Origin of the sequence: Butyricicoccus faecihominis (genome assembly GCF_014648015.1) — a bacterium.
GTDB classification, from domain to species: Bacteria; Bacillota; Clostridia; order Oscillospirales; family Butyricicoccaceae; genus Agathobaculum; species Agathobaculum butyriciproducens.
Window position 1 is genome coordinate 224,091 of the sequence record NZ_BMQH01000002.1, and the last position, 24,152, is coordinate 248,242.

Below are 24,152 nucleotides of genomic sequence, written 5' to 3' on the forward strand. Positions count from 1 at the left end.
CCATATTCACTCCTTTCAATGGTTACAGTTTGGTAACAGCACCAAGAATACCCATTTCAGGGAGCGAAGTCATACGAAACCTGTCGCTAAGTTATCAAATTTTTATTTTTTGATGGGTGTGCCCGTAAAATCCGTGGGGAAAAAGCGCGGATCGAGCGGCTTCTGCTGATAATAGCGGTCGAGAGCGGCACGCTGCAGCGAGACCGCCAGCGGCACGGCGGCATCAAACAGATCGTAGAACGAATCCGTTCGCTCGCCGGTGCGGGATGTCCACGGACGGTGCTCCTGATTGGTGCAGTCCGCCGAGAGCGGCTCTGTCGGACGGATAAGCGAGGACGCAAAACCGGATTTGCCGATCAGGTGCTCGAACCGCTGCAGACGGCTGAGCGCAGAGGCGCCCTGATGCGCAAGATGGTGCATGCGGCGCATATCGTTCATCGAGTGGTAGACGGCGGCAGGCGTGATGTGCACGCCGTACGTCTCCCGCAGGGCCTGCGCCAGAATTTTCGCCGCGAGAGGGGACTCGGGCGCATCCGGCTCCAGCTGACGGTACGCCTCGTACTCGGCGGGCGTGTCCGAGACAAAATCCGCGATCATCACACCGTCGATGTCGCTCTCGACTAAATGGCGGCGTGCCTCGGCAGAGTAGCCCGGCATGAACTGCGACAGCCTGTCCGCCTGTGCGGAAACAAACGAATAGGTTACGCGGCTGAGTGCATAGTGCGTGCAGAATCCAAATACATACGCGAGTGCAGCCGTGTTGTGCGACGCGACGGCGGCTTTGCACAGTGACTCGAACAGCGGCGCGGGCGGCTCGGTGCAGACGCGGTTCGCCAGTCTGCGCAGCGCGGACGGGAACGGCGCGTGATAGAGCGCCAGCGGGTCCGGTCCCTGCGAGCCCCATCGGTAGGCTGCCGGGTAGGAGGACGCGATATGGGCGACCGAATCACTGGTTACGCGCTGTACGGTAGCCGCAAAAATATGGTAAGTGACATAAGAAGGCATGGCTTTTCACCTCTTGCAGACAAATTGGTATCTTTAGTATAGCGCAAAACATTGCAAAATTCCAGCGAAAGCGGTATACTATTTTTATGCAGAAAACGGGGAGCAGAAAATCCCCTTATAAAGTTGGAGGAATTACATTATGAAACTCGGCATCGTCGGACTGCCAAACGTCGGCAAGTCTACCTTGTTCAACGCAATTACGCAGGCGGGCGCGGAAAGCGCAAACTATCCGTTCTGCACCATCGACCCGAACGTCGGCATGGTCGCTGTACCGGATGAGCGTCTGCAGCCGCTGACCGATCTCTATCACGCAAAGAAGACCACGCCTGCGGTGGTCGAGTTCGTGGACATCGCCGGTCTGGTGCGCGGCGCAAGCAAGGGCGAGGGTCTGGGCAACAAGTTCCTGTCCCACATCCGCGAGGTTGACGCCATCGTTCACGTTGTCCGCTGCTTCGACAACGAGAACATCGTGCACGTTGAAGGCTCGGTCGATCCGGCCCGTGACATCGAGACCATCAACCTCGAGCTGATCCTTGCGGACATCGAGCACCTCGAGCGCCGTCTCGAACGCACCCGCAAGGCTGCGAAGGCAGACAAGAAGCTGCTCCGTGACGTGGAGATCCTCGAGAGCCTGAAGGCGCATCTGGAGGAGGGCAAGACCGCCCGCACCTTCGAGGGCTTTGGCGAGGACGAGGACATTGACCGCGTCATCGGTGAGAGCGACCTGCTGTCTGCGAAGAAGGTCATCTACGCGGCAAACATGGACGAGGAAGGCTTTACCGGCAACGATACCGAGAACGAGCGCCTCAAGGCGGTACAGGCCATTGCAGACGCAGAAGGCGCGATGGTTCTGCCGATCTGCGCAAAGCTGGAGGAGGATATCGCCGGCATGGACGCAGAGGAGAAGGAGATGTTCCTGTCCGAACTCGGCCTGCACGAGTCCGGTCTGGACCGTCTGATCAAGGTCTGCTACGACCTGCTCGGCCTGATGAGCTACCTTACCGCCGGTGAGCAGGAGGTCCGCGCGTGGACCATCGAGAAGGGCACAAAGGCGCCGCAGGCTGCCGGCAAGATTCACACCGACTTCGAGCGCGGCTTCATTCGCGCTGAGGTTATCAACTATAAGGATCTCATCGAGCTTGGCTCGCTGGCTGCTGCCCGCGAAAAGGGTCTGGTTCGCTCCGAGGGCAAGGAGTATGTGATGCAGGACGGCGATGTTGTTCTGTTCCGTTTCAACGTATAATTGCTGAATTCTATGCAGACCACAGTCGCTTTGACTGTGGTTTTGCTTTGTAAAGGAGAAATTTCGCTCCCTGCAAGATAGCGTTTATCAGCAGCTTTATTCGCAGATGACAGGCGGTATAACGTGTTGAAAAGCTGCGCGGCACTGTTATCCCACAGGGAACGCTTTCTTGCCCGACGGGCAACTCGCCTTGCGTTGCGCCCGCGCGGTGTCAGCGCAAATTCCGTTCGCTTCGCAAGTGACCAATCCAAATTTGGCGACCACACCAAAATAATCCCTTGTTTTTTGTGCAGCTTTGCTGTATAATGGAGATGTGTTTTATAATACGGAACGAAGGGAAGCGTTTTCATGGCGGAGCAATCGACCGTTCAATCGCTCGACCGCGCATTCGATTTGCTGGAAACTCTGTGCCGCAGCCGCAACGGCATGAGCATCGGCGGCCTGTCTGCGGAAACCGGCCTGCACAAAAGCACGGTTCACCGTCTGCTGACCAGCATGTGTGCGCGCGGCTATGTGCAGCGCGACGCGGAAACCAGCGTCTACCGCGCCGGTATGCGCCTGTGCGAGATGAGCAGCTATATTGTGGATAATCTGGATATTGTTGAGAGAGCACGCGCGTCGCTTGAACGGCTCGAGCAGTGCACGGATGAGACGGTTCACCTTGTCATGCGCGACGACAAGGATATTGTGTACATCCATAAAGTGGATAACGGCTCGTCTGCCATCCGCATGTTCTCGCGCATCGGCATGCGCCTGCCGCTGTACTGTACGGGCGTCGGAAAAGCAATTCTTGCCACATGGGACACCGCAGAGGTGCGCGATGTGTGGCAGCACAGCGATGTGCATGCGTGGACCGAGCACACCATCGTCGATGAGGACGCGTTTTTCCGTGAGATCGACAAGGTGCGTCAGCTTGGTTACGCGCTCGACAATGAGGAGAACGAGCTTGGCGTGCGCTGCATTGCGGCCGCCATTCCGGACTACCGCGGACGCGCGTCCTACGCGATTTCGCTGTCCGCGCCGGTCAGCCGCATGACCGACCAGCGCGTGGCAGAGCTGCGTGCGCCGCTCATGGCTGCGCGGGACGAAATCGCGCGCGCGCTCGGCGGCGGCCGCTTTTGAGGAGGGCAGAGCATGAACACACTTTCGGTTGTACATAATGTGCTCCGGCGGCAGGTTCGGGAAGGCGATTTTTGTATTGATGCGACTGCGGGCAAGGGCAGAGACACAGCACTGCTGTGCCGTCTGACAGGCGAAAACGGCCGTGTACTTGCCTTTGATGTGCAGGAGGATGCCGTCCGGCAGACCCGTGAGCTGCTGGCGAAGGAGCACCTCAGCGCCGAGGTTTACCTTGACAGCCATGCTAACATGGCGCACTACGCCGAACCGGAGACCGTGGACTGCATCGTGTTCAATTTCGGCCGTCTGCCCGGCGGAGACCCGACAAAATTCACCACCGCAGAGACTTCACTGCCTGCTGTTGATGCGGGTCTGAAGCTGCTCAAAAAAGGTGGATTGATGGCGCTTGCGCTCTATTACGGCAAGGAAAACGGCTATGAGGAGCGCGACGCGATTCTGGCTCACTTGCGGGAACTCGATGACCGAACCTATACCGTGCTCGGCTGTGAGTGGATGAACCGCAAAAATGATCCGCCGCTGCCGATTTTCATCTGGAAGGAGTAACGAATTATGCCTTGGTGCCCGAAATGCGGCGCGGAATACGTCGAGAATGTTCGTAAATGCAAGGATTGCGACGTGAGGCTGCTCGACCATAAGCCGACACCGGACGAAATGCTTCCTCCGGACCCGAAGCCGACAGGCTGGCGGCGGTTTGTCACAAGAGAACGATTCCTGCGCGTGCTGAAAACGCTGATCGCCATTTTGCTGGCGCTGGCGGCTGCGCTGTCGCTGCAAGGATTACTGTAAACGTGTTGTAGATGTAAAAAGGAGAATGGAACGAATCCATTCTCCTTTTGTGCTGTCTGGGTTATTTTTGCTTGCGCAGGGCGCGGTGCATGATTTTGCCGGTCGCGGTGTGCGGCAGGGAATCGACAATGTTGTAGATGCGCGGCCACTTGTACGAGGACAGCACGGGACTGTTCGTGCAGTACTCCTTCAGCTCCTCAACGGTGAGGGAGGGGTCGCTCGGCACAACATATGCCGCAACAACTTCGCCGCGCAGCTTGTCCGGCGCACCGATAACGGCGCTCTCTGCGACCTTGGGATGGTCGTTCAGCACGGCCTCGATCTGCGGCGGATAGATGTTTTCGCCTGCGGAAACGATCATATCGTCCTTGCGGCCGCGCACGGTGACGAACTCGTTCTCGTCCCATGTGCCGACATCGCCGGTGTACAGAAATCCCTTGTAGAACTTCTGTTCGGTCATTTCCGGGTTGTTGTAGTAGCAGAATGCGCTCTTTGCCGGAGAGGAGATGATGATCTCGCCCTCGGCCACGTTGTCGTGCGGGACCAGGTCGTCCGGCTCGGAATGGGAGCCGTCCTCGCGCAGCTTTACGATGCGGACCTCGTCGTCCGTACACGAGCGGCCGGCCGAGCCTGCGTTATCCGGCAGGTCGAACGGGCGCAGAAATGTGTTCCAGAAGGATTCCGTCGTGCCGTAGCCGTTGAAAATGTTCGGCGTGAGCAGCTTCATGTACTTCTCGCATGCGCTCTTTTCAAACGGCGCGCCCATGGTGACGATGCCGTGCAGTGCGGACAGGTCGAACGGCGTGCGCTCCTGTGTGCGGGCCAGCATGGCGATGATGGTCGGCACACCGATGAGGAACGAGATTTTGTACTTCTCGGTGTACTCCAGACAGCGTCTGGGCGCAAAATCGCGCAGGATGACAACTTCGCCGCCCGCATACAGGGTCGGGCACGGGCCGCCGGAGTGGATGCCGCCGCGGTGGAACCACGGGGTCATGTTCATCGTGCGGTCGGTCGGACCGAGAGGGAAGTGCATCATAACGTCATGCGCGGAAAGCACCTCGTTGATATTGTTGATCGGCACGCCCTTCGGACGGTTGGTTGTGCCGGAGGTGTACAGACGGGTGGTCTCGTCGTAGATGTGCGGGTCGAAGTCGATCGGCGGGTCGTTCTCCGGCTGATCGGAAACGTAATCCGCATAGCGCACCTGACCGGCAGGTACGGCATCGTCCGCGCCGACAACGATCTTGATGGCAGGCTTGCTCTCGCACAGGTCGAGCGCACCGTCGGACAGCTCTCCGAACTCGGCGTCGTAGATGAAAGCCTTGGGCGTGCTGTCATCAATGACGAGTGCAATCTCGCCTGCGCCCTGCCGGTAGTTGACCGGACACGCGATCGCACCAATCTTGTGCGCCGCCAGATAGCAGAAAACAAACTCCGGCGAATTGAGCAGGGTGAACATGACAACATCGTTCTTGCCGACGCCGTCTGCGCGCAGCGCATGCGCCAGACGGTTGGCTTCGGCGTTCAGTTCGCGGTAGGTCCAGCGGCGGCCGGAATGCGGGTCAAAGAGTGCCGGTCGGCTGCCGAAACGCGAAACATTGCGCAGAAAACCGTTCAGATAGGTGAAACGGGTTTCAAATGTGTCGCGGAACATGGAAATATCATAGGTGTATTCGTGACTCAAGGGATCACCTCTTAATAATTTGTATGGGGAATTAGCAATTCATAATTACCTCAGGGGATGGTTGTATATAGAGTTAAAAACCATTTAACGAATATTATAATACCACATAATCACGAAATTGCAAGAAGAAAAATCTTACAGGGACACAGGCTGCGAGCCGATGTCCCTGTTATTTTTATTTGCAATAGGATAAAGATTCGCAATTTTAAGGATACATAATCACTAACTGCGTATTCTTGATAGGAATTATCTCTCGTATTTGGCAACAATCAGGCTGGAATTCTGTCCGCCGAAGCCGAGCGAATTGCTCATTGCAGCGTTGATTTCCGCCTTGCGCGCGGTATTCGGCACATAATCCAGATCGCATTCCGGATCGGGTTTTGCCAGGTGCAGGGTAGGCGGAAGAACGCCTTCCTCGATGGCCTTGATGCAGGCGATGGCTTCGGTCAGGCCGCCGGCGCCCATGAGGTGGCCGGTCGCGGACTTGGTGGAGCTCATCGGCGGTGCGCTTTCGCGGCCGCCGAACACGGTCTTGACCGCCAGCGTTTCGGCCTTGTCGCCGAGCGGCGTGGACGTGCCGTGCGCGTTGATATAGCCAATGTCGGACGGCTGCATGCCGGCCTTCTTGAGCGCCAGCTTCATGCAGCGGGAAGCGCCTTCGCCGTCCGGGCAGGGCGCGGTAACATGGTGTGCATCCGAGGTGTTCGCGTAACCGGCGAGTACGGCGTGGATTTTTGCGCCGCGGGCGAGTGCGTGCTCCTCGGTCTCGATCAGGAGGGCGCCGCCGCCCTCACCGATAACGAAGCCGTCGCGGTCAATGTCGAACGGGCGGCACGCCTGCTCGGGGTCGTCGTTTCGGCGGGAAAGCGCCTTGGCCTGCGACAGACCGGAAACGACGATCGGGCACAGAATGCTCTCGCCGCCGACTGCCAGAACCGCGTCTGCCTCGCCGGAGCGGAGCAGCATCGCTGCGGTCATGATGGCGTCGCCGCCTGCCGAGCATGCCGTGTTGAGCGTCAGACTTGGGCCGTGAATGCCGTGTGCAATCGAGATCTGGGCAGCAGCGATGTTGCCGATGGTCATCGGTACAAAGCGAGGGCCGACGCGCTTGCCTGCGTCGAACGCAGCTTGCGTCTGTGCAACGGTGGTAACGCCGTCCATTGCAGTGCCCATGACGATGCCGATACGGTCGCTTTCGCTCTCGATGGACAGCTCACTGTCCTTGAGAGCCTCCTCGGCCGCAACAAAGGCAAACTGCATGAACGGGTCCATCGTGCGGGCCAGCGTTTTCGGCATGTAGGCAGCGGGATCGAAGTCCTTCAGCTCTGCCGCGATCTGCACGGGCAGTTCGGATGCATCAAAGCGGGTAATTTTTCCTACACCGCATTGTCCCTCCACCAGTGCGGACCAGTATGCGTCCACACCAATACCGATCGGCGTAACAGCGCCCATACCGGTGATGACCAATTTCTGTTCTTTCATGCTTGTTCCCCTACTTACTGAAATTTATGCGAAGGCCTGTCCGATAGTGATCAGGCAAATATATAATATGCGCTACTTAATAACATTATAGCAGAAATGCACGGAAAAGAAAAGTCACTTTACACAGTAAAGTGTTCAAATTTGTTTTGCACAATACCCCGGATTGATACAGTATTTGCACAAAAAAGGAGACGGTCAGGGACCATCTCCTTGCAAATGCGTTATTTCTCTTTGGGCCGGATGTCGATGGACGGATTGTAGGCGTAGTAATTCTTGGCATCCAGATTATCCTGCACAACGCGCAGCGCATCTCCGAACCGCTGAAAATGCACGACTTCCCGTTCCCGCAGGAATTTGAGCGGCTCGCGAACATCCGGGTCGTCGATCAGGCGGAGAAGGTTGTCATAGGTTGTTCTGGCTTTTTGCTCTGGTACGATGGGATAAGAACAACTTTTGAGGGGAATTTGTACAAGCCTTTTCATGCTGCGGTGTGACAAGAACAACAAAATTACCGTAAAATGACAAAAATAAAGCAGGACAAGCTGTTTCCTAAAATACAAACCATATTACGCCAAAAACTGGTAAAGCGAAAGCCGTTCTCAAAGAAGGACGGCTTTTTCATTACCCGAAAAAGGAGAAGATCATGCTTACTCAATATAAAATCTATTGTTTGTTTGCCAGACCGCCGCCGTTCAGCGTACAGATAGTATGACAATTCATGTAATAGCAGGAGGGATACTCATGTACTACAACACCTGTCCGCACTGCGGCGCACACTTGGACCCGGACGAGCACTGCGACTGCCTTGCCCGTGTGCGCGGCAAGAAAATCCGCACCGGCAACTGTCGTATCCACGGCACGATGGGCCGCACGAGGTATGCGTGTGACCGCACTTAAACTCGGCAGTCTGTTTGATGGAATCGGCGTGTTTCCGCTGGCGGCGGTACACTGCGGCATGGAACCTGTGTGGGCGAGCGAGATCGAAGCACGCCCGATCTCCATCACCAGACGACATTTCCCGGATATGCTGCACCTGGGCGACATTACAAAGATCAGCGGTGCAGAGATACCGCCGGTCGATGTGATCACATTCGGTTCGCCCTGTCAGGACTTGTCGCAGATTGGCACGAGAAACGGTTTCGCGGGCAAAAAATCCAGCCTGTTCTATCAGGCCATGCGAATTATCGAGGAGATGAGATATGCAACCAATGGTCGGTATCCAGCTTTCTGTATTTGGGAAAACGTCGCGGGAGCGTTTTCTTCAAATGACCGGCTGGATTTTGCAGCCATGCTCCGTGCGTTCACAGGTGCCGAGGTTCCAGTGCCTCCTCGTGGATGGGCGCACGCCGGAATGGTGCGAGGGGGACGCGCTGATACCGCTTGGCGACTGCTGGACGCCCAGTATTGGGGAGAACCCGCCCTCGCACAGCGGCGCAAGCGTGTGTTCGTCGTGGCGGATTTTGCAGGCCAGCGTGCCGGAGAAGTATTATTTAAGCCCCGGACTGTGCTCCCGTTTTCTGCGATTGGCGGTCCGGGCGGGCTGTCCGCCACCCAAAGAGGTGGAGTACCTGCTGCTCAAACAGGGCGGCAGGTACCCATTGTCAGACCGTTTTCCCTCCGGCGGATGCGAACTATGGCACAGGTCGGAGATCAGAAAGGATTCTGCGCCAGCTTCGGACGAGGAGGAGAACCGTTCCCAACTCTGCTTGCCAGTGTAACAGCACCGTTTTCGTTTTGGTACGAGGGTGAGGAGCAGGACGGATTCCTGCGTGTGCTGACACCGCTGGAATGTGAGCGGCTGATGGGTCTGCCCGAAAACTGGACAAAATACGGCTGCAAGAATGAAGAAATCAGCGATCATGCCCGTTATCGCGCACTCGGCAACTCGATTGCCCTGCCGTGCGCAGAATATGTGATGGCGGGTATCGCGGAAGTAATGAATTAGAATTTGGAGGTCTTTTTATGGAATTGAAATTTGTTATCCCGAACATGGCGAAATCGCTCGGCAATCTGGAATTTGGCGGTCCGGCCGAGGTAAAGCGCGGCGATACCCGCCGCAACGGCACCCAGACTAAGGTGCTGTACCGCCGCTACAAGCTGTTCAGCGATGTGCAGCGTGCGGATGATATTGAGGTCGTGATCGACGGTGCGGCAGGCCAGAAGCAGTTCGCGTACATGGAGCCGGTCAAGCTCAAGAACCCGTCGGTGACGGCTGAGGGCTATGTTATCAACGGTCGCGCGTTCGTGGACTACATTCTGCACGCGGAAGATATGGAAAAGGCGTAAACAGGAAAGGACGGTACGATTTATGAGATTCAGCAATGGTTTTTTCGGTGAAAATGAAGCAACGCTCGGCACGCTGCGTTTTTCGGCAATGCGCCGCGAGGTGTTCGAGGAGAACGCAGACGGCACGCCGTCCGAGGTGGTCAAGGAGCGCACCTACGATCTGAAAAGCGACAAGCAGGGCCGTATGATTCAGGTCAGTGTTCCGGCGAGCGTTCCGGTGCGCGATTTCGCGTACAACGCAGAAGTGAAGCTGGTCAATCCGATGTTCGGCGCTATCGCTCATGTGACGTTCGGCAACAGAGCAGAAGTAGACTGGTACATCAAGGCGGACGATCTGGTGCTCAAAACGCCCGCGCAGAACAGCCAGCCGCACAAGGATGTTCCGGCGGATAAGAAACCGTAATGCACAGGCTGTGGAGAAAGCGCGGCAGGCGGATTCGCCCGAGCGATAAAGATTTGGTGTTCCGAACGGTGTTTTTCCTGCTGTTCGCGGTGTTTGCCGTGACATTTGTACTGCTGAATATCCGCACAGACTGGCGCAGTCCGTCCGTGGCTTACCTGCTGTTCAGCGCGACCATGGGTGTAAAAGTGTGTACCGTGACGGCGTGGCTGCTGTACCGCCGGTTTCCGGACAAGCTGAATGAAATGCGCCATCGGCAAAAGCTGGCGCGCATGGTACTGGAAAACCAGTGGTATGAGCAGAGCGACACCAAACAGTCCGAGGGATTTTTTAAGGACCTGCCTGCAAGTTCAAAACCGAAGATTGCCCGTTTTCCGCGAATGTATTACCGCATGGAAAACGGGCTTTTGCATATCACGGCGGAGATTACGCTCGGAAAGTTTCAAGAACCGCTGCTGCACTTGGAAAACAAGCTGGAAAGCGGCCTGTATTGTGAACTGGTCAGCAGAGAACTGCTGGACGGATTTGTGGAGTACACGCTGCTATATGACATGATCTCTAACCGTATCCCCATCTCTGAGGTTCGCGTGGAGCACGGCAAAATGCAGCTCATGCAGAACACCTATTGGGAGTTTGACAGCCTGCCGCATATGCTCATCGCAGGCGGCACAGGCGGCGGCAAAACGTATTTTATCCTGACGCTGATTCGGGCATTGCTGCAAACCAGTGCGGTTTTGTACATTCTCGACCCGAAAAACGCGGATTTAGCGGATTTGTCTACTGTCCTGCCGAACGTGTGCAGCCGCAAAGAGGAGATCGTGCAGTGTATCACCGATTTCTGCACGGCTATGCACGAACGCAGTGCGGATATGAAGCACATGGAGAATTACAAAACCGGAGAAAACTATGCGTATCTCGGACTTTCACCGCAGTTTCTCGTGTTTGATGAGTACGTTGCGTTCATGGAAATGCTGACCAGCAGGGAGCGCGAAGATGTGTTGAATAAGCTGCGGCAGATTGTCATGCTGGGGCGGCAGGCGGGATTCTTCCTGATTCTCGCCTGTCAGCGCCCAGATGCTAAATACCTTGGTGACGGTATCCGCGACCAGTTTAATTTCCGTGTCGCGCTCGGCAGAATGTCCGAACTCGGATACAGCATGATGTTTGGCGAAACGAAAAAGGAGTTCTTTTTCAAGAATATCAAGGGCAGAGGTTATGCCGATACCGGAAAGGGAATGATTACGGAGTTTTATACTCCAATCGTGCCGAAAGGGTATGACTTTTTGAAGGAGATCGGGAGGTGTAACCGTGTAAAGAGTGAACAATAAAACTTGCTATATTGGTGTCCAATGGATATAATAATAGCAAGAGGTGATAGGTGTCGATGGAACAGCGCAAGGCAAAGATTTTGATCAACAAGGCAGGCGGAACGGCTGGCGCGGATGCGAAAAACTACCGTGTGGCACTGCCGTCTGCGTGGATTAACGAACTGAGGATTGACGAAGGATCGCGCGAAGTCGTGCTGCAGTTTGATGGTGAATCCATCACGATACGGCGTGCCGTACCGTGCGGCTATGCGGAATTTATGGATGCCGCTCGTCAGCGCGGACATGAACTGCTTGTCCTGCATTTCTACGATGGGGATACGCTCTGTACGAAAATCTGTGCAGACAGAACAACGCGCACGCTGGCAATCGAAAATCACACAGCGGATGTGTTACGGACGGCATTTGGTGTCAACCAAAACCCGACTTGGGACGATTTGCAGCAGTTTTTAGAAAGCCGCTGTGTACCGCGTCAACGGGATGGTCTGCGCTATTATTTAGCGGAACTGGGACTGGAAACGTATGACCCTCTGGAAATCATCCGCAAGACCGAGGGTCGCATGGCAGAGGACAACTGCCGCCTTGTGATCGTGGAGGGATGAGCATGGCAATCAAGCTGACAACGGGAAACCGTATTGCGGAAACTTCGTCAAAGGGCAATCAGGAGAAATGGAAGGAGAATGGACGCTGGTTCAAGTTGGATATGTTCGGCTATGAGGGCTTGGCGGAAACCGTGACCTCCGTTCTGCTGGCACAGACCAATCTTGCCGAACTGGGATTCCGCTATGTGACCTACCGCATGGAGCGGCTAGAGGTGCACGGCCGTACCCGCAACGGCTGTTCCAGTGCGAATTTTTTGCAGTCAGGAGAATCCATTCTGACCTTTGCCGATTTACTGCGTAAAGGCGTAGGCTCGGATTGGCAGACGCAGGTGAAACGGCTTCCGAATATGCAGGCGAAGATCGGGTGGCTGATCGAGCAGACCGAACGCCTGACCGGGCTTGACCGATTCGGCGTCTATCTGACAGCGCTGTTTGAAGCGGATATGCTGTTCGGCAATGAGGATCGCCATCTGAACAATATCGCCGTTCTGCGCCGCGGAGAAGCGTTTGATTACTGCCCGATGTTTGATTTTGGCGCGGGACTGCTGTCCAATGTGCGTGATTACCCGATGGATGTAGAGTCGAAAGCGTTGCTGTCCCAGCTTCGCGCCCAGCCGATGAATACCCAATTCGTTCGGCAGGTTCACGCAGCACAGGCAATCTGCGGTGCTCAGCTTCGGTGTGATTTCTCATGGGAAGATGCAGCAAGTGCGCTTGCCGAGCCGCTGACATTCTATGCCGAACGTGACCGGCCGTATATCTCAGACCGGGTGATGTGCTGCGTGCAGACACAGTATCGAAAATTGAAGAAATAAGCAGTTGTAAGCCGTTCTTGAAAATAGGAACGGCTTTTTTGTGCCCTCGCGCCGTCCGTGCGGCGGCGTGCAGCGCGAAAGCCGACGGCACGGAACGGTGCGTTGGGCGCGGCGTTAGCCGCGCCCGAACGTCGGAACCCCCTTTATCTAACAGGGGGGTACAAATCGGACAAGATAGGCGAACTACGCAAAACTTTGTACAAAATCAATCAGAAACGGAGGTAAAATTGCAAAATAAGACTTGGATAATGGAGTTTCGGGCAAGACGGATGCAAATTGGCATATCCGAACAGGATATGGCGCTTGAAGCCGGACTGACGGAGGAGTATTACCGCCGATTGGAGCGGGAGAATCTGTCCGTACCGCAAAAGGTACGCAAACGACTGAAAGACGCGCTCATTCGGCTGCACCCTGAGCCGCTGACACTGCTGTTCGATTATGTGCGTATCCGCTTTCCAACAATGGATGTAAAGCACGTCATTGAAGATGTTCTTCGACTGAAAATGAAATATCTGGTGCAGGAGCCGCGTGGAATGTACGGCTACACGAGCACTTACCGGATTGGTGACGTGATGGTGCTGACCTCACCGCTGGAAGAAATGGGCGTGCTGCTCGAACTGCGCGGCAAAGGCTGTCGGCAGTTTGAAGCGTATCTGGACGGACAAAAACGGACTTGGTACGAATTTTTCCGCAAGTGCATGAAAGAAAAGGCGGTGTTCAAACGGGTAGACCTCGCAGTAAATGATCTGGTGGGTATGCTGGACATTCCGCTTCTCATCAGCAAATGCCGCAAGGAGGAATGCGTTTCGGTGTTCCGCAGTTTTCGGGCGTTTCGCTCGGGCGGGCTGGTAAGTCGGCAGGAGCAGGACAGCGCCCACATGGGCGCAACGCTGTACATCGGCTCGATGCAGTCTGACTTATACTTTTGCCTTTATGAGAAAGCCTATGAGCAGCTGGTGAAAAACGGTACGCCGCTCGAACAGGCGGACATTCAGAACCGCTTTGAAATCCGGCTGAAAAATGAGCGGGCGGACAACGCCGTGTATGATCTTGTGTCGAACGAGAATCCGGAACAAACGGCGTTCGGCATTATCAACCGCTATGTGCGCTTTGTGGATAAGGAAAGCGGCAAACCGCGTGAGGAATGGCCGCTGAACCCGATGTGGGAAACCTTTATCGGCAAACACCGGAACACACTTAAACTGACGACTGCGCCTGAGCCGTATACGCTGGAACGGACGCTGAATTGGTTTTCTCATCAGGTCGCGCCGACGGCGAAAATGCTCCTGCTGATTGACGAAAAGTGCGGAACGTCCCATGTAAAGGATATTCTGGATAACACGGAACTGCGGGACAAGCACCGAAAAATCATCCAGCAGAAGATGAGAACTGTTAATGAAATGATTCAGATGGAGGATAACTAATGAATTTTGGCGTAAATCTGTATAACTGGCTGTTGTCGAACGCCCAGCCGCTGGTGTTGGTTGCTATCGTGGTGATTGGCCTGTATCTCGGCTTCAAGCGTGAGTTTACGAAGCTGATTGGTTTTCTCGTGGTGGCCATGCTGTCGGTTGGTCTGGTGTTCAACGCGGCAGGTGTGAAGGATGTTCTGCTGAGTCTGTTCAATCAGATTCTCGGTGCGTAAGACTGGCTGGAAAGTCAGCCTTTTCTTATGGAATGAGGTGAAATTATGGAAGAAATGCGCGTTTATATTGCAAATCTCGGCAAATATAACGAGGGCGAACTCGTTGGCGCGTGGTTTGAACCTCCTATCGACATGGACGAAGTGAGAGAGCGTATCGGTCTGAATGAGCAGTACGAGGAATATGCCATCCACGATTTTGAATTGCCGTTCGAGATCGGTGAGTATACGCCTATCGAGGAGATCAACCGCCTGTGTGAACTGGTGGAGGACCTGCCGGACTACATTCGGGATAACATGGGTTCACTGCTCAGTTATTACAGCGGCGTGGAGGATTTCTGCGAGCACGCGGACGATATTATCCTGTGGAGCGGCTGTGACACAACAGCCGATGTAGCGGAACAGATGTTAGATGATGGTCTGATTTCGGATGAAACACTGCGCCGGTATTTTGACAGTGCACAGTACGGGCGTGATCTCTCGATGGAGGGCGACTTTGTGGAAACCAAAGACGGCGTATTTGAACTGATTCGATAAAAGGAGGGCCGCTGCGAGAATGGTGAGGGGGTGAAGCACGGCTGTGTGTAACTGCCGACAGGGAGTTATACATCAACCGTGCAGGGGGAGAGGAAAGACGCCTGCGGCTGGAACTCGTTCCTCTCCCCCTATACCCATAGGCAATACAACACAATTAAAGCTGCGGTGCTTTACGGAAATTTTGTGTCCTGACTTTGTTGCGATTTCACGGTAATACATCAAGTATTACCGCAAAACCGCGCCGCGTCAGTACGCAAAATTTACTCGTAAATCGCTCTTGTTCAATTATGTTGTATTGCCTTATATAATGTAGAAAAGTGAAAAGGAGCTGCAATTTGAAAAAACTAAGAAGTTACAGCAGTGTATGGAAAGTCGAACAGGTAATATACTCGTTCGGTGACGCTAAACTGCCGACACCGGTCACTGTGACCCAACTGCTCTGGCTAGCGGCAAGTGGTGTGCTGGTGTTCGCGTTCCGTAAAGTACCGCCGTTGGCGTTTATTCATAACCCGCTGATTTTGTGCTGTATTCCGTTCGGCGTGACGTGGTTTATGAGTAAAAAGACGTTTGACGGCAAGAAACCGTACAGTTTTCTGCGCTCGGTGATTGCTTATGCGCTGCGGCTGAAAGTCACCTTTGCCGGAAAGCCTGTCCGGCTGAAAAAGCACCGCGAGAACGCGGATATTACCGTAGTGAGGAGTGAGATTATCCGTGCCGTACCCCATTAAATATATCGAAAATAACCTTGTTTGGAACATTGAGGGCGAGTGTTTTGCCTATTACGAACTGATTCCGTTCAATTATTCGTTCCTGTCACTGGAACAGAAAGACGCGGTGCATGATGCTTTCCGGCAGTTGATCGCGCAGAACCGTGATGGCAAGATTCACGCTTTGCAGATTAGCACAGAAAGCAGTATCCGCGCCGCGCAGGAGCGTTCCAAGAAAAGTGTGACCGGGCGGCTGAAAGAGATCGCCTGCGCCGAGATTGACGAGCAGACGGAAAATCTCGTTGCTTCTCTCGGTGATACACAGGTCGATTACCGCTTCTTTCTCGGCTTTAAGCTGGTCGTGACGGATAAAGAACTCTCTGTCAAGGAAATGGGAAAGACCGCAAAGAACCTGCTGCATGACGCGGCAAATGCTATTGGTCATTCGTTCATGGGTGATTTTGTTTCCATGCCGAACGATGAAATTCGTCGGTATATCCGCATGGAAAAGTTGATGGAAAATAAGCTGTCCCGCCGCTTCAAGGTGCGTCGGCTAAATAAGAATGACTTCGGCTATCTGCTGGAGCATATCTACGGCAGGATCGGCACGGCGTATGAGGATTTCGAGTTTACGCTGCCGCTCAAAAAGCGTAAGCGTGATACGCTGGTTAAAAAGTACGATCTTATCAAGCCTGCCCGTTGTCTGATTGAGGAAAAACAGCGGTATTTACACATGAAGTCCGAGGATTCGGAAAGCTACGTCGCGTACTTTACGATTTCAGATGTGGTCGGTGAACTGGATTTCCCGTCCAGTGAGATTTTCTACTACCAGGAACAGCAGTTTGACTTTGCGATTGATACCTCAATGAATGTTGAGATTATCGCGAATAAAGCTGCTTTGCATACGGTTCGCAACAAGAAAAAGGAGTTGAAAGACCTCGATAACCATGCGTGGGAAAATAACTCGGAAACCACCAATCAGGTGGCGGAAGCCCTGGACAGCGTGGACGAACTGGAAACCGTTCTCGATCAGAGCAAGGAAAGTATGTACAAGCTGTCCTATGTGGTGCGTGTTACCGCGCCGGATACGGAAGAACTCAAACGCCGCTGCAATCAGGTGCGTGACTTTTACGATGACGCAAGTATCAAGCTGGTTCGTCCAATCGGTGATATGATGGGACTACATAACGAATTTATTCCGGCAAGTAAGCGGTATATGAACGATTATGTGCAGTATGTCACCAGTGATTTTCTTGCCGGTCTGGGTTTCGGTGCAACGCAAATGCTCGGTGAGCGCGATGGTATCTATCTCGGCTACAATGTCGATACCGACCAGAATGTCTATGTTCAGCCTGCAAGAGCGGCACAGGGCGTTAAGGGTTCTGTTACCAATGCGCTGTCCGGTGCGTTCCTCGGTTCTCTGGGCGGCGGTAAATCGCTGTCGTTCAACCTGCTTACTTACTACGCTGTTCTGAACGGCGCACAGGCTCTTATCCTTGACCCGAAATCTGAACGCGGTCTTTGGAAAGAGAAGCTGCCGGAGATCGCGGACGAGATCAACATTGTAAATCTGACCTCGGACGAGGAAAACAAGGGTATGCTTGACCCGTATATCATCATGCGGAAAACCAAGGACGCAGAAAGCCTTGCGCTTGATGTGCTGACTTTCCTCACGGGTATTTCCTCGCGTGACGGCAAGCTGTTTCCTGTCCTGCGCCGGGCGGTGCGTGCTGTCACAAACAGCGAAATGCGCGGTCTGCTCCGTGTCATTGATGCGCTGCGGGACGATGGCTCGGAAACCGCGCTTGCGATTGCCGAGCATATCGAATCGTTCACGGACTATGACTTTGCTCACTTGCTGTTCTCGAATGGCAAGGTGCAGCAGACGATCAGCCTTGAAAAGCAGCTGAATATCATTCAGGTTGCCGATCTGGTTCTGCCGGATAAGGACACCGCGCCTGCGGACTATACCACCATCGAAATGCTGTCGATCTCTATGCTGATCGTCATTTCTACCTTTGCACTGGATTTCATTCATTCAGACCGCAGTATCTTCAAGATGGTTGGACTTGATGAAGCATGGGCGTTCCTTAATGTGGCACAGGGCAAAACGCTGGCAAACAAGCTGGTTCGCGCTGGCCGTTCGATGAACGCCGCCGTTTACTTCGTCACCCAGAACGCCGGTGATGTGGCAGACGAGAATATCAAGAACAACATCGGCATGAAGTTTGCGTTTAGAAGCACGGATATGAACGAGATCAAGAAAACACTCGAATTTTTCGGATTGGATTCCGAGGACGAAAATAACCAGAAGCGGCTTCGCAATCTGGAAAACGGTCAGTGCCTTTTCCAAGACCTTTACGGTCGCGTCGGCGTTATCAAGTTCCATGTCATGTTCGATTATCTGTTCCATGCGTTCGATACGCGCCCGCCGGTTACAGGGAACGAGGTGTAACGTGTGACAAATGCCTTAAAAGTTCAGAAATTAGCCATTACAGCCTTTATTACGGTTGTGATGGCTTTTCTATTTCTCAATCTGTTCACGGTGCAGGCGCACGCCGCTGGATTGCTGGACGAAACCATTGATACGGCGCACGAGTTCAGCAGGTATCCAATCGACAACTACCAGCTTGACTTTTATGTTGATTCTTCGTGGGATTGGCTGCCGTGGAACTGGTTGGATGGTATCGGGAAAACGGCGCAGTACGCAATTTACCTGTTTACGAACTTCCTGTGGACGCTGAATTTGTACATTTCAAATGCCGTAGGATACCTGATTCAGCAGGCATACGATTTGGATTTTATCAGCAGTGCAGCAAGCGAGATTGGCAAAAATATTCAGTTGATTGCGGGTGTGTCAGCCAGCGGGTTTGACAGCACGGGCCTGTTTCCAGGCATGATGGCGATTGTCACGCTGCTGGTCGGTGTGTACTGCACCTATGTTGGACTGGTCAAACGTGAAACGACAAAAGCGTTTCATGCGGCGCTGAATTTCGGCGTTGTGTTTGTGGTGTCGGTTGGGCTGATTGCTTATGCGCCGTCAGCGATTACCGGTGTCAACGAGTTTTCGAGCGACATCAGCAACGGTATTGTCGATGTGAGCGCGAAAATTCTTGCGCCGGACGCGGCAGGCGAGAACACGGGCGTTTCTGCGATTCGGGACTGTTTGTTCGGTATCCAAGTCAAGCAGCCGTGGCTTATCATGCAGTTTGGCGATTCGGATGTGGAGAATATCGGAGAAGAACGGGTACACAGCCTGCTCGGCACTTCGCCGGATGAAAACCGCGGCAAAGATAGGGAAGAAGTCGTGAAGTCGGAACTGGAAGATTACGATAACGGCAATTTGACTGTAACCGAGGTAACAAGTCGGTTTGGTTTATCCGTGTTCTTTCTGATTTTTAATCTGATTGTGTCGGCGTTTGCGATTATGCTCACAGGCAGTATGCTCCTGTCACAGATTTTGTTTATCATCAGCGCGATGTTCCTGCCGGTGAGCCTGCTGATCAGCATGATTCCGGCGTTTTCCGGCACGAGCAGGAGAGCGGTGATTTCGCTGTTTAACACAATCATGCTGCGCGTCGGAACAACGCTGCTGACCACGTTTGTGCTGGTGCTGTCCTCGCTGGCCTACACGATTGCTAACGGCAAGCCGTTCGTGGTGGTCGTACTGCTGCAGGTGATTGTGTTCGCGGGCGTGTATATGGAGCGCGACAAACTGCTCGGCATGATCGGTCTGCGTGATGAGGGCACGGGTCGTGTCGGTCGAGCCATGACAAACCGGCCGCGTCGGACGATCTCGAGGGCGGTTCGCAAGGCACTGCCGTTTGCGGCAGGTGTTGGCGTAGGAAAGCGTTCTGCACAGCGCCGTGCCGTGCAGAGTACACAGAGAACAGCTTCAACCTCTGCTAACCGTGAAAGTTCAAACCGCGAAAATGTTCAGCCGGAGAAGAAGAATCTTGGTCAGCGGGTTGGTGAAACGGCAGGCAAGATTGCGGATACGCCGTCCCGCGTGCGGGATAAGGCGGCGAAAACCGTGCAAAAGGTCAAGGACGTACCGACCAATGCAGAGTACGCGGTTCACAGCAATATTGAATCTGCACGGAAAAGTGTACGGGAAACCATGCAGAAACGTCGAGAAGCGCGTGCTGCACAGATGGAATCTCGTAGAACTACCACTGCAAGCCACCGTGAGCAGTTATCTCAGCGAAAAAGAGAACGCAATGAGGGTAATACGGAGAAACCGAGAACAGAGAGCAGCAATCCTGTACAGCGGGAGCGTCCGACTATCCCAAAACGGCAGAACAATGAACTGCAAAAGCAGACAAGCACACCTGTTGCACCAAAAACAGAACGGCCGGAACGTCCGACAACGACGAAACTGTCCAGACAAGAACAGCATGAACAGGAAAAGCCGTCTGCACCGCAGAATCGGCCTCGGTCGGAACGGATTGAACCGACACCCAGACAGCGGGAAGATCGTCCGACGGTCAAGGATAAGCCGCAGACTACGGTTGCAGACCGCAAGCCGGACCGTCCGGCAGAACGTCCGATGGTGCCGGACAAGCCGAAAACACGATATACAATGCCAAAAGGACTGGACGAAGAAACCTTTGGTGCGGAGTTCAAACAGCGGAAAACCAGAAAAATCACGCGCAAACAGCGGCGTTCGGAGAGCCGAGGTGAGCGCAAGTGATGAAAAAGGCGGCAATGGCAGGTGCCCTGGGCTTCGGACTGCTGATTGCTTTACTTCTGTCGATGTTTCTGATTATCGCTTCGGATGAGGATAGCGGCGGAAGTGGCTCGGGTTTGTACATCGGCGTAAATCTCTCGCCGGAAGTGCTCGCGCACCAGCCCATGGTTGAGAAATACGCGCGGCAGAACGGTATCAGCGACTATGTCTATGTCCTGCTTGCCATTATTCAGGTGGAAAGCGAAGGCAAGCTGGAAGATGTTATGCAGTCCTCGGAATCTGCCGGATTGCCGGTGAATACGCTCGGGACAGAGGACAGTATTAAGCAGGGCTGCAAGTATTTCTCGGAACTGGTCGCAAAGGCGGACAAGCTCGGCTGTGATATGGACGCCATTATTCAAGCGTACAATTACGGTAGCGGTTTCCTGGATTTTGTTGCGAAAAACGGCAAGCGGTACACCTTTGAACTGGCACAGGAGTTTTCCCGACAGCACTCCGGCGGCGTGAAAGTCACCTATAAAAACGAGATTTCCACGCCAATCAACGGCGGCTGGCGGTATAACTACGGCAATATGTTCTATGTCAAGCTGGTAAAGCAATACCTGACGCAAACCGGCGGTGACGCGCTCGGAACGGACGCACAGAATCGCATTGTCGAGGTGGCACGAAATTCAGAAAAGTACGGCATTTCTGCCGTCGGCGGCTATTGTGAAACATGGGCGGAAGAAGTTTACCGAAAAGCGGGTGTATCCATCGACCGGCATTGTTGTGCGGGCAAAAATCGTGCGCTGTATACGGTCGGAAAGTCCAGCAAGAATATTCCTCTCGGCGCGATGGTTTATAATGACCCGGCGGTGTACCAGTCCCGAACGAACGACACCTGCGGACGAAATGCGGGTCATGTCGGCATTTACATTGGCAAGGGCCAGATTATTTCCAACATCGGCGGCACTGTCATTGATACCGTAGAGGGCTGGACGGCCTACTATGGCTTCGGCGGTTGGGGCTGGGGCGGCGCTGTGGTTGCACAGAAATAAGACAAAGGAGAACGAATTATGTTTCAGAAAAAGACAGAAAAACAGCAGAAACCAAAGAAACTGCGCGTTTACACGGTGAACAGCCGCAAACCTGCTGTGATTGCAATGTGGCTGCTGTTCATCTGCGGATTTGTGTTTGCAGTGTATAAGAACTTTACTGCGATTGATACACATACCGTTCACGAAAAGGAGATCGTTGAGCGCCGTGTGGAGGATACCAGCGGCGTAGAAGCGTTTGTGCGGAACTTTGCGAAAACGTACTATTCATGGAGTAATAACAAGGATTCTGTGGCACAGCGTACCGATGCGCTGACTGGCTATCTGACCGAGGACCTGCAGCGTTTAACGGCTGACACCGTGAAAAGTGACGTTGCGGTTTCTTCATCCGTGCAGGACATTCAGATCTGGTCTGTGGAGCAGAATGGCAGTGAAAACGATTTTGCAGTCGTGTTCACAGTGGCGCAGACGATTTCGGACGGCAAGAAAAAAGACACTGTATCCAGCGTGTACAAAACAGCGGTTTACAAGGACGAAAACGGAGATATGGTTATTACGCAAGCGCCGACGATCACCGGAAAGCCTGCAAAATCTGCATATATGCCCAAAGACACAGAACTCGACGGAACGGTTTCTGCGGTGGAAAGCGAGGATATTACGGATTTCCTGATTACCTTTTTCACGCTGTATCCGACGGCTACGGAAAAAGAGCTGTCTTACTATGTCAGTGGTGGTTCTATGCCGTCGGTAAAGTGCGCGGACTATACGTTCAGCCAGCTTAAAAGCACGGTGCTGAATAAGAACGGCGATACCGTAACGGCAACCGTGGCGGTGGAATATCTGGACAGCGTTACACAAATGACGCAGATTTCGCAGTTTGAGCTTGTGCTGAAACGGGTGGATGGGAATTGGAAAATCGTCGGGTGATGTATGCGTTTGTACGGGGAAAAGTAGCAAGTAACGAAGTGTGAAAATCGAATACCGAAGGGAAAAAAGGCTCGTCGCAGAATGTTTCGATTCTGAGACGAGCCTTCTATTCTCGCGGTGGCGAGCGCAGAAATTTTATGATGAACTTGATATTTTTATACATGGATACTTAGTTTCTTGCGTTTGTGTATTTGTTTCACACCAAACCAGATAATCTTCATCAAAAGGATATAATACATAATCAATTAACCCAGAAACATTTTCGGACAAATCCAATACTTTATTGGTTGTTATATCCCACACATAAAGTGCATTTCCAGTAATCGGACGCCATGTTATAAAATCGTTTGAAGATTGCAGTTCAGCAAATTCTAAGGTGCTGTCAATATTGTTTGGATATAATTTCGTGGTGGCGTCTATCTGTTTTGACCATTTCTTATGAGCGAAGTCATAACAGTATAATGATTCTGATTTTTGCGGCTGCCACTCCGAAACGCCTACGATAAAAGAGTTTGTGATGCATATTTCCTGCAACGGTTCGGGCGGCTCGATACACATACGTTTATGTTTTTCTATGTCATATGTCCAAAGGGAACTGCCATTAGAATCATATTTTAGATAAACAACATTTTTGTCATTCACAGACGGTGAACCAAAAGTGGTTTGCATGGAATCTGCTGTATCTGCAATTTCCAATTTATGATTGTTCAAATCATAAATTTTTATTGCAGGGTAAATACCATCTTCATTAGCTGTATAGCTGGCGTAAACAACAAAGCTGCCATTTACCGAAAGCGACCACGGGTGCGGGTCAAAATTCCGTGTTTTAGGGAAGAAATCGTTTTCGCCGTCTACGAATATGATTTCTCCTGTACGCAGGTCAGCCGCGTATACAGCCCAATTTTCACCAATAGAACTTCCTACACGCAGTTCGGCGTCTTGGCTCTCGGACCAGACAAACCAATTATCCTTATAATCAAAGGTTGTCATGGTGCCGTTTGTTTGCGTGTCCAATTTAATAAGTTCCTGTTGCTCTTGGGTATTTAAGTCAACCGACCTGATATAGTTATCAGCGTAATTTTTATATAATATCTCATGGTCGGATTTGTGACCGATATAAATGCTTTTTTCAAAATCAATATAATCTGATAAGATTACTGCGGTTTCGGTGTATGGTTCAATGGAAGCAGGTAAACTTTTGGTTTCGCGCTCTTGATAAAAATACAGACTGAATATAGTTACTACAGCTAATAGAATACATGAAATGGCAAGGTTCTTTTTCATTACTTTTCTCCTGCAATAGCCATTATAATTTATCACAAATATAGAGGGTAAGACTATAAAATGCTTTACAGTTATTGTGAAAGATAATCGAGTATATAAATTGTTTATTTCATATTTGCATTATACCATTAAAAGTGGAATTTGTACTGAAAATGCAGAGTTCAGTATGATTTTTGCAGTAAAATACACAGATGACGAATGGCGTTTTGGAAAGCTGTTGTCTGTTGTTTTACATTTTTAAAATAATCGCTACGGTATATTGATTATTATTCGTTGCGTGTTATGGATTTCTTGATTATCTTTTTCATATTATAGCCGACGGCAACCTAAAGGACTATCTTACTATGTTAGCAATGATTCCATGCTTACATATATAGTCAGCCAGCTTAAAAGCATAGTGTTGAACAGGCATAGCGATACTGTAATGGTAACTGTGACAGTAGCATACTGGATAATGTTATGAAAATGACGCAAATTTCGCAGTTTGAACTTGCGCTGAAACTGGTAGATGGGAATTGGAAAATTGTCGGATAGATAAAAAGCTGAGGTAATCCTCAGCT

24 protein-coding genes are annotated in these 24,152 nt (G+C 52.6%); 19 read left to right on the forward strand and 5 right to left on the reverse strand.

Annotated features, from left to right (window positions below):
* Positions 1–102: 102 nt before the first annotated feature.
* A complete protein-coding gene (locus tag IEY11_RS02710; protein ID WP_188885692.1) occupies positions 103–1,005 on the reverse strand; it encodes a hypothetical protein in 903 nt (300 codons plus the stop codon).
* Positions 1,006–1,144: 139 nt separating this feature from the next.
* On the opposite strand from IEY11_RS02710, the gene ychF reads away from it, so the two are divergent.
* The 4 genes from ychF (at position 1,145) to IEY11_RS02730 (ending at position 4,174) form a co-directional block, all read left to right on the forward strand.
* Complete coding sequence (gene ychF / locus IEY11_RS02715) at positions 1,145–2,248, forward strand: redox-regulated ATPase YchF (RefSeq protein WP_118647278.1); 1,104 nt, start codon at positions 1,145–1,147, stop codon at positions 2,246–2,248.
* Positions 2,249–2,596: 348 nt separating this feature from the next.
* Positions 2,597–3,370, forward strand: a complete 774-nt coding sequence (locus IEY11_RS02720) for an IclR family transcriptional regulator (RefSeq protein ID WP_118478628.1) — start codon at positions 2,597–2,599, stop codon at positions 3,368–3,370.
* A gap of 12 nt (positions 3,371–3,382) precedes the next feature.
* A complete protein-coding gene (locus tag IEY11_RS02725) occupies positions 3,383–3,931 on the forward strand; it encodes a class I SAM-dependent methyltransferase (protein ID WP_188885693.1) in 549 nt (182 codons plus the stop codon).
* A 6-nt stretch (positions 3,932–3,937) separates the two neighbouring features.
* Positions 3,938–4,174, forward strand: a complete 237-nt coding sequence (locus IEY11_RS02730) for a hypothetical protein (protein ID WP_118360196.1) — start codon at positions 3,938–3,940, stop codon at positions 4,172–4,174.
* 61 nt (positions 4,175–4,235) lie between these two features.
* Here IEY11_RS02730 and IEY11_RS02735 read toward each other — a convergent pair whose 3' ends face one another.
* From IEY11_RS02735 to IEY11_RS02745, 3 genes are all read right to left on the reverse strand, one after another.
* Positions 4,236–5,861 carry a class I adenylate-forming enzyme family protein gene (locus tag IEY11_RS02735; RefSeq protein ID WP_201309111.1) on the reverse strand — a complete coding sequence of 542 codons (1,626 nt, stop codon included), beginning with the start codon at positions 5,859–5,861 and terminating at the stop codon, positions 4,236–4,238.
* A 246-nt stretch (positions 5,862–6,107) separates the two neighbouring features.
* Positions 6,108–7,343, reverse strand: coding sequence for a beta-ketoacyl-ACP synthase II (fabF, locus tag IEY11_RS02740; protein ID WP_188885694.1), 1,236 nt, complete (start codon positions 7,341–7,343; stop codon positions 6,108–6,110).
* Positions 7,344–7,564: 221 nt separating this feature from the next.
* Positions 7,565–7,825, reverse strand: coding sequence for a manganese catalase family protein (locus IEY11_RS02745; protein WP_367399550.1), 261 nt, complete (start codon positions 7,823–7,825; stop codon positions 7,565–7,567).
* Positions 7,826–8,084: 259 nt separating this feature from the next.
* Between IEY11_RS02745 and IEY11_RS02750 the strand changes: the two genes are divergently transcribed.
* The 15 genes from IEY11_RS02750 to IEY11_RS02820 all read left to right on the forward strand — a co-directional run bounded on the left by IEY11_RS02750 (position 8,085) and on the right by IEY11_RS02820 (position 22,308).
* Entirely contained in the window at positions 8,085–8,240 is a 156-nt protein-coding gene (locus IEY11_RS02750; RefSeq protein WP_188885695.1) for a hypothetical protein, read from the forward strand.
* Entirely contained in the window at positions 8,227–9,288 is a 1,062-nt protein-coding gene (locus IEY11_RS02755; RefSeq protein ID WP_188885696.1) for a DNA cytosine methyltransferase, read from the forward strand. Before IEY11_RS02750 ends, IEY11_RS02755 begins: the two co-directional genes overlap by 14 nt.
* Positions 9,289–9,305: 17 nt before the next feature.
* On the forward strand, positions 9,306–9,629 hold the full coding sequence (locus IEY11_RS02760) for a YdcP family protein (RefSeq protein WP_116704820.1): 324 nt from the start codon (positions 9,306–9,308) through the stop codon (positions 9,627–9,629).
* Positions 9,630–9,651: 22 nt separating this feature from the next.
* On the forward strand, positions 9,652–10,032 hold the full coding sequence (locus IEY11_RS02765) for a YdcP family protein (protein ID WP_188885697.1): 381 nt from the start codon (positions 9,652–9,654) through the stop codon (positions 10,030–10,032).
* Positions 10,032–11,357, forward strand: a complete 1,326-nt coding sequence (locus tag IEY11_RS02770) for an FtsK/SpoIIIE domain-containing protein (RefSeq protein WP_188885698.1) — start codon at positions 10,032–10,034, stop codon at positions 11,355–11,357. The genes IEY11_RS02765 and IEY11_RS02770 overlap by 1 nt, the downstream gene beginning before the upstream one ends.
* 56 nt (positions 11,358–11,413) lie before the next feature.
* On the forward strand, positions 11,414–11,956 hold the full coding sequence (locus tag IEY11_RS02775; protein WP_188885699.1) for an AbrB/MazE/SpoVT family DNA-binding domain-containing protein: 543 nt from the start codon (positions 11,414–11,416) through the stop codon (positions 11,954–11,956).
* 2 nt (positions 11,957–11,958) lie between these two features.
* Positions 11,959–12,771, forward strand: coding sequence for a hypothetical protein (locus IEY11_RS02780; RefSeq protein ID WP_188885700.1), 813 nt, complete (start codon positions 11,959–11,961; stop codon positions 12,769–12,771).
* Between the two features lie 269 nt (positions 12,772–13,040).
* Positions 13,041–14,195: a replication initiation factor domain-containing protein gene (locus IEY11_RS02785; RefSeq protein ID WP_243183931.1), complete on the forward strand. Its 1,155-nt coding sequence runs from the start codon at positions 13,041–13,043 to the stop codon at positions 14,193–14,195.
* Positions 14,195–14,416 carry a hypothetical protein gene (locus IEY11_RS02790; protein WP_117491625.1) on the forward strand — a complete coding sequence of 74 codons (222 nt, stop codon included), beginning with the start codon at positions 14,195–14,197 and terminating at the stop codon, positions 14,414–14,416. The genes IEY11_RS02785 and IEY11_RS02790 overlap by 1 nt, the downstream gene beginning before the upstream one ends.
* A gap of 42 nt (positions 14,417–14,458) precedes the next feature.
* Entirely contained in the window at positions 14,459–14,950 is a 492-nt protein-coding gene (locus IEY11_RS02795) for an antirestriction protein ArdA (RefSeq protein ID WP_456236990.1), read from the forward strand.
* 335 nt (positions 14,951–15,285) lie between these two features.
* Entirely contained in the window at positions 15,286–15,678 is a 393-nt protein-coding gene (locus IEY11_RS02800) for a conjugal transfer protein (protein WP_188885702.1), read from the forward strand.
* Positions 15,662–18,112 (forward strand): conjugal transfer ATPase TcpF, encoded by a 2,451-nt coding sequence (gene tcpF / locus IEY11_RS02805; RefSeq protein WP_188885703.1) that lies wholly within the window; start codon positions 15,662–15,664, stop codon positions 18,110–18,112. Before IEY11_RS02800 ends, tcpF begins: the two co-directional genes overlap by 17 nt.
* A gap of 3 nt (positions 18,113–18,115) precedes the next feature.
* On the forward strand, positions 18,116–20,350 hold the full coding sequence (locus tag IEY11_RS02810; RefSeq protein ID WP_194461853.1) for a CD3337/EF1877 family mobilome membrane protein: 2,235 nt from the start codon (positions 18,116–18,118) through the stop codon (positions 20,348–20,350).
* Complete coding sequence (locus IEY11_RS15185; protein WP_188885705.1) at positions 20,350–21,384, forward strand: lysozyme family protein; 1,035 nt, start codon at positions 20,350–20,352, stop codon at positions 21,382–21,384. The genes IEY11_RS02810 and IEY11_RS15185 overlap by 1 nt, the downstream gene beginning before the upstream one ends.
* Before the next feature lie 18 nt (positions 21,385–21,402).
* Positions 21,403–22,308 (forward strand): conjugal transfer protein, encoded by a 906-nt coding sequence (locus IEY11_RS02820; protein WP_188885706.1) that lies wholly within the window; start codon positions 21,403–21,405, stop codon positions 22,306–22,308.
* Between the two features lie 135 nt (positions 22,309–22,443).
* On the opposite strand, the gene IEY11_RS02825 is transcribed toward IEY11_RS02820, so the two are convergent.
* Complete coding sequence (locus tag IEY11_RS02825; protein ID WP_188885707.1) at positions 22,444–23,592, reverse strand: TolB-like translocation protein; 1,149 nt, start codon at positions 23,590–23,592, stop codon at positions 22,444–22,446.
* Between the last annotated feature and the right edge of the window lie 560 nt (positions 23,593–24,152).

Excerpts from the sequence above, each read along its gene's own strand:
- IEY11_RS02710 (WP_188885692.1), bottom strand. The coding sequence starts at position 1,005 with ATGCCTTCTTATGTCACTTACCATATTTTTGCGGCTACCGTACAGCGC.
- ychF (WP_118647278.1), top strand. The coding sequence starts at position 1,145 with ATGAAACTCGGCATCGTCGGACTGCCAAACGTCGGCAAGTCTACCTTG.
- IEY11_RS02720 (WP_118478628.1), top strand. The coding sequence starts at position 2,597 with ATGGCGGAGCAATCGACCGTTCAATCGCTCGACCGCGCATTCGATTTG.
- IEY11_RS02725 (WP_188885693.1), top strand. The coding sequence starts at position 3,383 with ATGAACACACTTTCGGTTGTACATAATGTGCTCCGGCGGCAGGTTCGG.
- IEY11_RS02730 (WP_118360196.1), top strand. The coding sequence starts at position 3,938 with ATGCCTTGGTGCCCGAAATGCGGCGCGGAATACGTCGAGAATGTTCGT.
- fabF (WP_188885694.1), bottom strand. The coding sequence starts at position 7,343 with ATGAAAGAACAGAAATTGGTCATCACCGGTATGGGCGCTGTTACGCCG.
- IEY11_RS02745 (WP_367399550.1), bottom strand. The coding sequence starts at position 7,825 with ATGAAAAGGCTTGTACAAATTCCCCTCAAAAGTTGTTCTTATCCCATC.
- IEY11_RS02750 (WP_188885695.1), top strand. The coding sequence starts at position 8,085 with ATGTACTACAACACCTGTCCGCACTGCGGCGCACACTTGGACCCGGAC.
- IEY11_RS02760 (WP_116704820.1), top strand. The coding sequence starts at position 9,306 with ATGGAATTGAAATTTGTTATCCCGAACATGGCGAAATCGCTCGGCAAT.
- IEY11_RS02765 (WP_188885697.1), top strand. The coding sequence starts at position 9,652 with ATGAGATTCAGCAATGGTTTTTTCGGTGAAAATGAAGCAACGCTCGGC.
- IEY11_RS02770 (WP_188885698.1), top strand. The coding sequence starts at position 10,032 with ATGCACAGGCTGTGGAGAAAGCGCGGCAGGCGGATTCGCCCGAGCGAT.
- IEY11_RS02775 (WP_188885699.1), top strand. The coding sequence starts at position 11,414 with ATGGAACAGCGCAAGGCAAAGATTTTGATCAACAAGGCAGGCGGAACG.
- IEY11_RS02780 (WP_188885700.1), top strand. The coding sequence starts at position 11,959 with ATGGCAATCAAGCTGACAACGGGAAACCGTATTGCGGAAACTTCGTCA.
- IEY11_RS02785 (WP_243183931.1), top strand. The coding sequence starts at position 13,041 with ATGCAAATTGGCATATCCGAACAGGATATGGCGCTTGAAGCCGGACTG.
- IEY11_RS02790 (WP_117491625.1), top strand. The coding sequence starts at position 14,195 with ATGAATTTTGGCGTAAATCTGTATAACTGGCTGTTGTCGAACGCCCAG.
- IEY11_RS15185 (WP_188885705.1), top strand. The coding sequence starts at position 20,350 with ATGAAAAAGGCGGCAATGGCAGGTGCCCTGGGCTTCGGACTGCTGATT.
- IEY11_RS02820 (WP_188885706.1), top strand. The coding sequence starts at position 21,403 with ATGTTTCAGAAAAAGACAGAAAAACAGCAGAAACCAAAGAAACTGCGC.
- IEY11_RS02825 (WP_188885707.1), bottom strand. The coding sequence starts at position 23,592 with ATGAAAAAGAACCTTGCCATTTCATGTATTCTATTAGCTGTAGTAACT.